Below are 10108 nucleotides of genomic sequence, written 5' to 3' on the forward strand. Positions count from 1 at the left end.
AGTACGGCTTGAAACGTGTGAAGTGCGGGCGGCGGGTTCGGAGGGACTCAGGCGTCGAACCAGTGCGCGCGCGCCTTCAGAATGAGATCGGCGGCCCGGGCCTCGTCGGTGTGGAGAATGGCGGTGAGCTCATCGGTCGCCAGATCGCCCAGGTCGTCGAGGGTGAGCACACCGGCCTCGGCCAGCAGGGCCAGATCGTCTGCGCTCAGGCCATCGAGCGCCTTGAGCGCCGGATCGACTTCATCGAGCTTCTGCTCGCGCGCGATTTCCTGCGTGAGCAAGGCATTGCGGGCGCGTTCGCGCAGTTCGTTGACCGTGTCTTCATCGAAGGCCTCGATCTCCAGCATTTCGTTGATCGGCACATAGGCCAGTTCTTCGAGGCTGGTGAACCCTTCTGAAATGAGAATGTCAGCCACTTCCTGATCGACGTCGAGCTTTTCGACGAACAGGCTGCGCATTTTCTCGGTTTCCTGGGAGTTGCGGGCGTCGGACTCTTCGGCGCTGAGAATATTGATCTTCCACCCCGTCAACTCGGAAGCCAGACGCACGTTCTGCCCGGTGCGGCCGATGGCCAGCGCCAGGTTTTCCTCGTCCACGGCCACATCCATGGCGTGCTTTTCTTCGTCCACCACGATGGACGAAACATTCGCCGGCGCCAGCGCTCCAATGACGAACTGCGCCGGGTCTTCCGACCACAGCACGATGTCCACACGCTCGCCGCCCAGTTCGTTGGTCACCGCCGTGACGCGCGAGCCGCGAATGCCCACGCAGGTGCCAATGGGATCGACACGGCGGTCGTGCGACACCACCGCAATCTTGGCGCGCACACCCGGCTCACGGGCGCACGACTTGATTTCCATCAGGCCCTGCTCGATCTCGGGCACTTCCAGCCGGAACAACTCGATCATGAACTCGGGCGCGGTGCGCGAGATTTCGATCTGCGGGCCGCGGGCGGTGCGGTCGATCTTGGTAATCACCGCGCGAACCCGGTCGCTCACCCGCAGGTTTTCCTTCGGAATCAGATCACTTCGTCGCAGTCGCGCATCGACCTTGCCCGATTCGATGATGAGGTCGCCCTTGTCGAGGCGCTTGACCGAGCCGTTGAAAATCTTGTCGTTGCGGGCCAGGAAATCGTTGAGGATTTGCTCGCGCTCGGCATCGCGGATTTTCTGCAGAATGACCTGCTTGGCCGCCTGCGCGCCAATTCGGCCGAAAGCGATGCTCTCGATCGGCTCCTCGATGTGGTCGCCCACTTCGATATCGGGAATCTGTTCACGCGCTTCGAACAACAGAGTTTCGCTGTCGGGCAACTGCAGTCCGGCCTCGTCCGGGACGACGTGCCAGCGACGGAAGCTTTCGTATTCGCCGGTTTCGCGGTCGATCTGCACGCGCACATCCGCCTCGCCTTCGTACAGGCGTTTGGTTGCGGAGGCCAGCGCAGCCTCGACGGCGCCGAAGACGACATCGCGATCGACATTCTTTTCACGCGCCAGGGCGTCCACCAACATCAAAATCTCGCGACTCATTTTCGACCACTCCCAAAATCGACAACAGGCACCAGGCGCACGTCGCGCACCTCGGCCAGACTGAAATTCATGACGGACAACACGTCCTGCTCTTCTGCCTTGGAAGCGACAGGCGCTCCAGCGGCTTTCGGCTTTTTCTTCGCGGCACCGGGTTTGCCTTTTGCGCCCATTTCAGGCGGCGACAAGGCGACAGAAAAACGCCCTGGCGCATCGTCTTGCGCGCGCTCGAGCAAAACGCCGCGGTATTTCTTGCGGCCCTGAAACGGCACGCGAAGAACGACATCGATCTCCAACCCCGCAAATCGCACAAAATCTTCTGCCTTGCGCAGAGGGCGGTCCAAGCCGGGAGACGACACCTCCAGACGACCGTAGTCCACGTTTTCCACTTCAAACACATACTGCAACTGACGGGTCACCCGCTCGCAGTCTTCCACCGTGACCGGGGCACCGTCGGCATGATCGATGGTCACGCGCAGCAAACCGCGCGGAAGGTGTTCCACCTCCACGAGTTCCAGTCCAAGACTGTTGACCGCCGTATCGATTGCCTGTGCTGCACTCATGCGCTTGCCAATATTCCCAATATTCCGTTCATCACCTGACCGCAAATCTTTTCAATCCCCTGCCGCGCAAGCAAAAAAAAAAAGGGCGATGACGTCGCCCAGTTATTGCTCACTGCTGTGGTCGGGCCGGCAAACTGCGCTCTCCCGATGTTCTGCCACTGCCAAGCGACTGCTCTTTGACTACTTTTTCTTTGAAAACCTGTGCTCAGTCAGCTAAAGCCGAGTCAGCCAAAGCCGGAGTCTGAAATTCTCGGAAATTTTCTTGCGGTCAGCAAAAAAGTGGATTATAGGAAAGAAGGAACTTTTTGGCAATAACGCGCCCCGGCTGGGCACATAACGCGCCATCCATCAGAGCACCTCTTCGCCCAGATCGGATGCTGCGAGCAAGGCCTGGGTGTAGGACTGGCGTGGCGCCCGCAGCACGGCGTCTGTCGGCCCTTGTTCGACCACCTTTCCCTGGTGCAGCACCAGCACACGGTGCGACAGAGCGCCAATGACCGACAGATCGTGGCTGATGAGCACATAGGCCAGTCCATGTCTTTGCTGCAGTGCAGCGAGCAGATCGAGCACCTGCTGCTGCACGGAGACGTCGAGTGCGCTGGTCGGCTCGTCGAGAATGAGCACCTTGGGCTCCAGAATCAAAGCCCGCGCGATCGCGATGCGCTGGCGCTGCCCACCCGAAAATGCATGCGGATAGCGTTGCATTTCAGCCGATGAAAGCGGCAAGCCGACTTCCGCCAGAATCTGCTGGGCGCGCTCGCGACGTTGCACGGCACTCCACTCAGGGCGATGGATTTCCAGGCCCTCTTCGACGATCTGCGCCACGGTGCGCCGCGGCGACAGGCTGGAAAACGGGTCCTGAAACACGATCTGCGCCTGCGCGCGCAAGGGGCGCAGCGCAGCAGCTGACAACCGGGCCGGATCGCGTCCCAGAAGACTCACCTCCCCGCCCTGACTGCGCAGCAGGCCGAGCAGTGCGAGCGCGAGGGTCGATTTGCCGCTGCCCGATTCGCCCACCACGCCCAAAGTCTGCCCTGCTGGCAATTCCAGCGAAATGTCCTGCAGCACGGTGTGCCAGTGTTTGCGCCAGAAACCGCTGTTTTGGGCGAAGCGCACATCGAGTGCGCGCGCCTGAAGCACGGCGGGCGGCGGCGCCGCTTTTTTTTCCGTCTCCTGCACCAGGCGGCGCGGGCGGCTGCGCAGCAGCATTTGCGTATAGGGGTGCTGCGGTGCGGCGAACACTGCGGAAACCTCTCCGGCCTCCACCACCCTGCCCTGCTGCATCACGGCCACGCGGTGCGCATAGCGCCGCACCAAATGAAGGTCGTGGGTGATGAATAGCAAGGCCAGGCCGTACTCGGCCTGCAAGGCGTCGAGCAGATCGAGGATCTGGCGGCGCACGGTTACGTCGAGCGCAGTGGTGGGCTCGTCAGCCAGCAGCAGGCGCGGGCGGCAAGCCAGCGCCATGGCGATCATCACCCGCTGCCTCTGGCCGCCGGAGAGCTGATGCGGATAGTCCGCCGCACGCCGCGCGGGCTGGTCTATGCCCATCTGCCCCAGCAACTCCACGGCCCGAGCCCAGGCCGCGCGGCGCGACAGCGCCTCGTGCAATTCGAGCACCTCGGCAATCTGCCGCCCGACCGGATGCAGCGGGTTGAGCGCGGTCATCGGCTCCTGAAAGATCATGGCGATGTCTTTGCCGCGCAGGCCGCGCATCTGGCGCTCGCTCAGCGTGGAGAGTTCGCGCCCGTCGAACGTCACGCTGCCAGTCTGTTGCGCCCCATCGAGCAGACGCAACAAGGCCAGCGCCGAGACGGTCTTGCCCGAGCCGGATTCGCCGACGAGCGCGACTTTTTCGCCCGCGGCGATGTCGAGATCGACGCCATGCACCACGGTTTGAGCGCCAAAACGCACCTGCAGATCGCGTACTTTGAGCAAAGGGGTTGAAGGCATGTCGCTCATCCCCGGCCCGCGCCGGTGTGCCGGGGGTCGAGGGCGTCGCGCAGCGCCTCACCGATGAAGGTCAGCAGCAGCAGAATGCTCACCAGCGCGCCAAAAGCTGCCGCTGAAATCCACCACGCATCCAGATTGGCCTTGCCCTGCGCCAACAGTTCGCCCAGACTGGGCGTGGGCGGCGGAACACCCAGACCGAGAAAGTCCAGACTGGTGAGCGCCAGCAGCGCGCCACTCATGCGAAACGGCAGAAAGGTGACCACCGGCGTCAGGCTGTTGGGCAGGATGTGCCGCCACATGATGCGCCCGTGCGACAGCCCCAACGCCTGCGCGGCGCGCACGTAATCCATCTGCCGGTTGCGCAAAAACTCGGCGCGCACATAGTCGGCCAGGCCCATCCAGCCAAACAGAGAGAGCAGCACCAGCAGCAAGGCCAGGCCGGGCGCGAATACGGCGGAAAAAATGATCAGCAGATACAGCTCGGGCATCGCGCCCCAGACCTCCATCAGCCGCTGCACCGACAGGTCGATGCGCCCGCCGAAATAGCCCTGCACGGCGCCGATGAGCAGGCCCAGCAGCGTGCCTGTGACGGTGAGCGCCAGCGCGAACAGCACCGACAGCCGGAAACCGTAGATCAGTCGTGCCAACACGTCGCGCCCGCGATCATCGGTGCCCAGCCAATGCCGCGCCGAGGGCGAAGAGGGAAAAGGTCGCTGCGCGAAGTAGTCGATGCTGGTGGCGCTGTAGGGTACGGGCGGATAGAGCGCGAAATTGCCGGGGGCCGACAGCTTGGCGCGAATATAGGGATCGAGGTAGTCGGTCGGCGTGTGGAAGTCGCCGCCAAACGTGGTTTCGGGATAGCTGTGCAGCAGCGGCAGATAAAACCGTCCGTCGTAACGCACCAGCAGCGGTTTGTCGTTGCTGATCACCGGAGCGAGCAGACTCAAGCCGAACAGCAGCAGAAACAGCCACAGGCTCCAGCGCCCCAGGCGGTGCGCCTTGAAGCGCGCCCATCCCTGCGTGAGAAAGGGATGGCGCGCGGGGTGCGTCTGCGCCAGCGCGGCGGCGCTCACCGCAGCGCTCCGAACTGAATGCGCGGATCGACCCAGACATAGCTCAGGTCGGCGATCAGTTTGGTGAACAGTCCGATCAGGGTGAACAGGTAGAGCGAGCCCATCACCACCGGATAGTCGCGCCGCATCACCGCCTCATAAGACAGCAGGCCCAGACCCGGCAGCGAGAACAGGGTTTCGATCAGCAGGGAGCTGGCGAAGAACGCGCCGATGAACGCCGCGGGGAAACCTGTCACCAGCGGCACCAGCGCATTGCGCAGTACATGCCGCCACAGCACGGCGCGTTCGCTCAGCCCTTTGGCGCGCGCCGTCAACACATATTGCTTGCGGATTTCCTCCAGAAAGGCATTTTTGGTCAGCATGGTGATGATGGCGAAGCTGCCCGCCGTGGCCGCCAGCACCGGCAAGGTGATGTGCCACAAGTAGTCGGTGATCTTGTGCCACAGACTGAATTGCGACCAGCCGTCGGAAACCAGCCCGCGCAACGGAAACCACTGCAACCAGGTTCCGCCGGCAAACAGCACCAGCAGCAGCACGCCCAGCACGAAGCCCGGAATGGCGTAGCCCACCAGCACCGCAATGCTGGAGGACACATCGAAGCGGCTGCCATGCCGCACCGCCTTGGCGATGCCCAGCGGAATGGAAATCAGATAGGTGAGCAGAAAATTCCACAGTCCCAGCGAGATGGAAACCGGCAGCCGCTCCTTGATCAGCGTCCACACCGCTTCGTGGTGGTAATAGCTGCGGCCCAGATCGAAATGCGCAAACTGCCACAGCATGTCGAGGTAGCGCTGCAGCGGCGGTTTGTCGAAGCCGTAGAGCTGGCGCAGCTCGGCGAGTTGCTTGGGCGAAATGCCTTGCGCACCGCGGTAAATGCCTTGCGCAGTGGCGGCTTCGCCTGCCGCACCGCCTTCCTTGCCGCGCAGTTGCGACACCATCTGCTCCACCGGCCCTCCCGGCACGAACTGCACCACGATGAAGGTGAGGGTGAGCACGCCCAGCAGGGTGGGAATCATCAGCAGTACGCGCTTGAAGATATAGGCCCAGAGATTCATGCCGGCGCTCCGGAAGCGGGTTTGGCGTCAGCCCACCAGCATTGCACCGCCCAGCCTTCTGGCTGGTAGTACAGCGGCAAGTTCTTCGGCCAGGAAAATTTGTGTGCGGCAATCGCCACGCGGAAGGTGTCGCTGTACCACTGCGGCACCGAATACCAGCCGCAGACCAGCACGCGGTCGAGTGCGCGGCAGGCGGTCTGCAGCGCCTGCATGGAGGTGGCCGCCACAACGCGCTCGATCAGCGCATCGACGGCCGGCTCGCGCAAGCCCCAGACGTTGTCCGAGCCCTGCACCGAAGCTGCGCGCGAGCCGAAGCGGTCGAACAGTTCGTTGCCCGGGCTGGTGCTGCCGCCATAGCGGATGGTGGTCATGTCGAAGTCGAAGGTGTCCATGCGCTGCTGATACAGCGCGAAATCCACCAGGCGATAGTTGAGCGTGACGCCCAGCCGTTGCAGCGCCTGCGAATAAACCGAGATGATGCGCGACATCGAACCCTGGCTGTCGAGGTAATCGATCACCAAAGCCTGCCCCTTGGCGTTGCGCAGAGCGCCATCGCGCCAGTGCCAGCCCGCCTGCTCCAGCAGCGCCCGCGCCTTGAGCAGATTGCCGCGCAGACTGTTCGGCGGGGCCGTCGATGGCATGCTCGGCAAGGAGCCGAAGGCCTGCGGCGGCAACTTGGCGCGCAGCGGCTCCAGCAAGGCCAGTTCATCCGGCCCCGGCAGCCCATGCGCCTCGAACGGCGAGTTGGCGAAATAGCCCTCAATGCGCTTGTACGCTCCGTAGAACAACATGCGGTTGAGCCACTGGAAGTCGAGCGCCAGCGCCAGCGCCTGCCGCACCTGCACGTCCTGAAACTGCGGGCGGCGCAGGTTGAACACAAAGCCCTGGAACCCGGCAGGATTGTGATTGGGCAGCTCCAGCTTTTTCAGCGCGCCGCTGTCGAACTTCGGGCCTCGATACTGCCGCGCCCAGTTGCGGGCGATGAACTCCTGCAGCAGGTCGTACTCCCCCGCCTTGAAGGCTTCGAGCCGCGCCGTGCCGTCGAGATAAAGCTTGTAGCTCACCTCGGAAAAATTGAACTGCCCGCGACGGGTGGGCAGATTCCATCCCCAGTAATCGCTGCGGCGGGCATAGGTGATATCGCGCTGCTGCGAGGTGCGGGCGATGCGGTAGGGGCCGCTGGCGATGGGCGTGTCGATCACTTCATTGAACGCGCGCTGGCCCGCCCACTTGGGCGAAAACACCGGCAGGCCCGCAAGCAAAATGGGCAGCTCGTGATTGCGCCGCTTGAAGGTGAAGCGCACCCGCCGCGCATCCCGTGCGGCCACGGCGGCCACGTCGGCGTAGATGCTGGCGAATTGCGGCGCGGCGGCGTTGCTGACGAGGGTGTTGTAGCTGTAGGCCACGTCGTGCGCGGTCACGGAGTCGCCGTTGGAAAACCGCGCCAGCGGGTTGAGTCGAAACTGCACTGAAAGCCCGTCTGCCGCCACGGCAATGTCGTCGGCCAGCAAACCGTACACAGTGTTGGGTTCGTCCCAACTGGCGGTCATCAGGGTCTCGAACACCAGGGTGTTCAAGCCCGGCGCGGCGTTGCCTTTGAGGGTGAAGGGGTTGAGCTTGTCGAAGCTGCCGCCCACGGTGGGCGGCGTGAGCACCAGGCTGCCGCCGACGGGCGCTTGCGGGTTGACGTAGTCGAAATGGGGGAATCCGGGCGGATACTTTGGCTGGTCATACAGCGCGTAGGACGGTTGTTCCGGCTGTTGTTCCGGTTGGTTCGCCCACGCCGTCCCAAACGGAAACAAGCCCAGCGGCAGGCTTTGCAGCAGGCGGCGGCGGGCGGGAGATAGCGGACGGTACAGGGCGTGTGCCATGCGAGAATTCTGCATGACTTGCCACGGCTGCGTGGCAAACCCTGCAAGACTGCATCACAACTGAAAGCGCTCCATCATGGCATTCCTTCAAGGCAAACGCATTCTCATCACCGGCCTTCTGTCCAACCGTTCCATCGCCTACGGCATCGCCCAGGCCTGCCACCGTGAGGGCGCCGAGTTGGCGTTCACCTATGTGGGCGAACGCTTCAAGCAGCGAATCACCGAATTCGCCGCCGAGTTCGGCAGCAGCCTGGTGTTCGACTGCGACGTGGGCGACGACGCGCAGATCGACGCCACCTTCAGCGGTTTGGCTGCCCATTGGCCGCAGCTCGACGGGCTGGTGCATTCCATCGGTTTCGCGCCGCGCGAGGCGATCGCCGGCGACTTCATGGACGGTCTTTCTCGCGAGGGCTTTCGCATCGCCCACGACATCTCGGCCTATTCCTTCCCCGCACTGGCCAAGGCCGCGTTGCCGCTGCTGAGCAAATCGGTGGAGGCGGGCCAGATGCCTTCGCTCATCACCATGACCTATCTGGGCGCAGAGCGCGTGGTGCCCAACTACAACACCATGGGCGTGGCCAAGGCCGCGCTCGAAGCTACGGTGCGCTTCATGGCCGAGTCGCTGGGCCCGCGCGGCATGCGGGTGAACGGCGTGAGCGCCGGGCCGATCAAGACCCTGGCGGCCTCGGGCATTGCCGACTTCGGCAAGATGCTCAAATTCAACGAGTCCAACGCTCCGTTGCGCCGCAATGTGGACACCCAGCAGGTCGGCAATGCTTCGGCCTTTCTGCTGTCCGATCTGGCGGCCGGCATCACCGCGGAAATCCTGCACGTCGATGCCGGTATGCACGCGGTAGTCGGCGGCATGGCCGCGCTGGGCGAGTAAGTCACACGCCCAGCGTGTAAGGAAGATGGGCCATGCGGACACGAATCGTTCCCGTGCTGTGCTTTGCCGCAGTCTCTGCGGCGCTGTTTCTCACCGCTTGCGGCAAACGAACTGAATCCCAGTCCATCGCCGGGGCAAGCGGCGTGCCTGACTTTCTCTCGGGCGCAACCGCCTATACGCCCGCGGCATCCCCATCAGAACTTCAAAACATTGCCGTCGCAGCGCATGCGTTCGCCGCCAATTCGGCAGGCACCGATCTGCCGGTGCTGTCCACCCCGCCGGTCAACACGCCGCCGCAGGGCGCGCTGGTGCTGGTACAGGTGCTCACCCAAAGCCCGGCCACGCTGCAATCGCTGCGCGACAACAAGGGCAACACCTATCAGCCGATCAACCCGGGGCAGACTTATTCCGACCAAAAGGCGGGCACGGCCTTGTTCGTCAGCGAAAACGCCCGGGGCGGCGCGGGACAGAGCTGGAGCCTGGTGAAGGCGCCGGGGCATGGGGCGGACGAAGCCAGCCTCTACGTCGTGGTCGTGGCAGGCGCCCGCCAGATCGGCGCCTGGGGCTTCAGCAACACCACGCCCTACGGCCTGCGCACCCCGCTGGAAACAACCGCAAACGACAGCATGGTGGTGTCGTTCTGGGGCCCGGCGGACTACAGCAGCTCCGCGAGCGATCCCTACAACCCCTACTTCGCCCCGGCTGGCTGGACGCTGGGCGGGCAGAACGACAACGGCTACAACCAATGCTCCGGCGCCTATGCCTGGGTTCGCGTTCCCTCGGCCCACACCGTGCTCGACCCGCAATGGTCGTCGAAGAAAAGCGTCAAGGCCAATGGCTCGATGTGGCTGGTCGAAGTGACGCGCTGAAGCAGTCAGATCAATCGTCGCGCCGACGAAACAGCAGCCACGCCAGCAGGCCGGAGGCCATCAGCACCACGGCCACCATGGTCCAGAACCCGGCCTTGTCTTCGGCGAAGGGAATGCCGCCGACGTTCATGCCGAACAGGCCGGCGATCACATTCATCGGCAGCGCCACCACGGTCACCGCGGTCAGCACAAACAGGGTGCGCCCGGTGCGTTCTTCGATGCTGGCGGCGATTTCCTCCTGCAGCAGTTTGATGCGCTCCTGCTGCGCCACGAGATCGCGCAGCACCACCGAGAACTCCTCGGTGGAATGCCGCA

At 63.6% G+C, this 10108-nt stretch carries 9 protein-coding genes; 2 read left to right on the top strand and 7 right to left on the bottom strand.

Translation table 11 applies throughout. From position 1 onward, the window contains the following. Window positions 1-47: 47 nt before the first annotated feature. The 6 genes from nusA to AC2VLV_RS06850 form a co-directional block, all read right to left on the bottom strand. Window positions 48-1526 carry a transcription termination factor NusA gene (gene nusA, locus AC2VLV_RS06825; RefSeq protein ID WP_486989259.1) on the bottom strand — a complete coding sequence of 493 codons (1479 nt, stop codon included), beginning with the start codon at window positions 1524-1526 and terminating at the stop codon, window positions 48-50. Further along, complete coding sequence (gene rimP, locus AC2VLV_RS06830; protein ID WP_486989260.1) at window positions 1523-2086, bottom strand: ribosome maturation factor RimP; 564 nt, start codon at window positions 2084-2086, stop codon at window positions 1523-1525. Before rimP ends, nusA begins: the two co-directional genes overlap by 4 nt. A 348-nt stretch (window positions 2087-2434) precedes the next feature. Continuing rightward, on the bottom strand, window positions 2435-4048 hold the full coding sequence (locus AC2VLV_RS06835) for an ABC transporter ATP-binding protein (protein ID WP_486989261.1): 1614 nt from the start codon (window positions 4046-4048) through the stop codon (window positions 2435-2437). Continuing rightward, window positions 4045-5112 (bottom strand): ABC transporter permease, encoded by a 1068-nt coding sequence (locus tag AC2VLV_RS06840; RefSeq protein WP_486989262.1) that lies wholly within the window; start codon window positions 5110-5112, stop codon window positions 4045-4047. The genes AC2VLV_RS06835 and AC2VLV_RS06840 overlap by 4 nt, the downstream gene beginning before the upstream one ends. After that, the gene (locus AC2VLV_RS06845) at window positions 5109-6167 is read right to left on the bottom strand and encodes a microcin C ABC transporter permease YejB (RefSeq protein WP_486989263.1); all 1059 of its coding nucleotides are present in this window, start codon (window positions 6165-6167) and stop codon (window positions 5109-5111) included. The genes AC2VLV_RS06840 and AC2VLV_RS06845 overlap by 4 nt, the downstream gene beginning before the upstream one ends. After that, window positions 6164-8038 carry an extracellular solute-binding protein gene (locus AC2VLV_RS06850; RefSeq protein WP_486989264.1) on the bottom strand — a complete coding sequence of 625 codons (1875 nt, stop codon included), beginning with the start codon at window positions 8036-8038 and terminating at the stop codon, window positions 6164-6166. The genes AC2VLV_RS06845 and AC2VLV_RS06850 overlap by 4 nt, the downstream gene beginning before the upstream one ends. Window positions 8039-8114: 76 nt before the next feature. On the opposite strand from AC2VLV_RS06850, the gene fabI reads away from it, so the two are divergent. Beyond that, window positions 8115-8924, top strand: a complete 810-nt coding sequence (gene fabI, locus AC2VLV_RS06855) for an enoyl-ACP reductase FabI (protein ID WP_486989265.1) — start codon at window positions 8115-8117, stop codon at window positions 8922-8924. A gap of 32 nt (window positions 8925-8956) precedes the next feature. Further along, window positions 8957-9793 carry a hypothetical protein gene (locus tag AC2VLV_RS06860; RefSeq protein WP_486989266.1) on the top strand — a complete coding sequence of 279 codons (837 nt, stop codon included), beginning with the start codon at window positions 8957-8959 and terminating at the stop codon, window positions 9791-9793. A gap of 10 nt (window positions 9794-9803) precedes the next feature. On the opposite strand, the gene AC2VLV_RS06865 is transcribed toward AC2VLV_RS06860, so the two are convergent. Beyond that, window positions 9804-10108, bottom strand: a 305-nt coding sequence (locus AC2VLV_RS06865; protein ID WP_486989267.1) for a CorA family divalent cation transporter, incomplete at its 5' end; no start/stop codon positions are given.

The organism is Thiomonas sp. TH-17 (assembly GCF_057473305.1).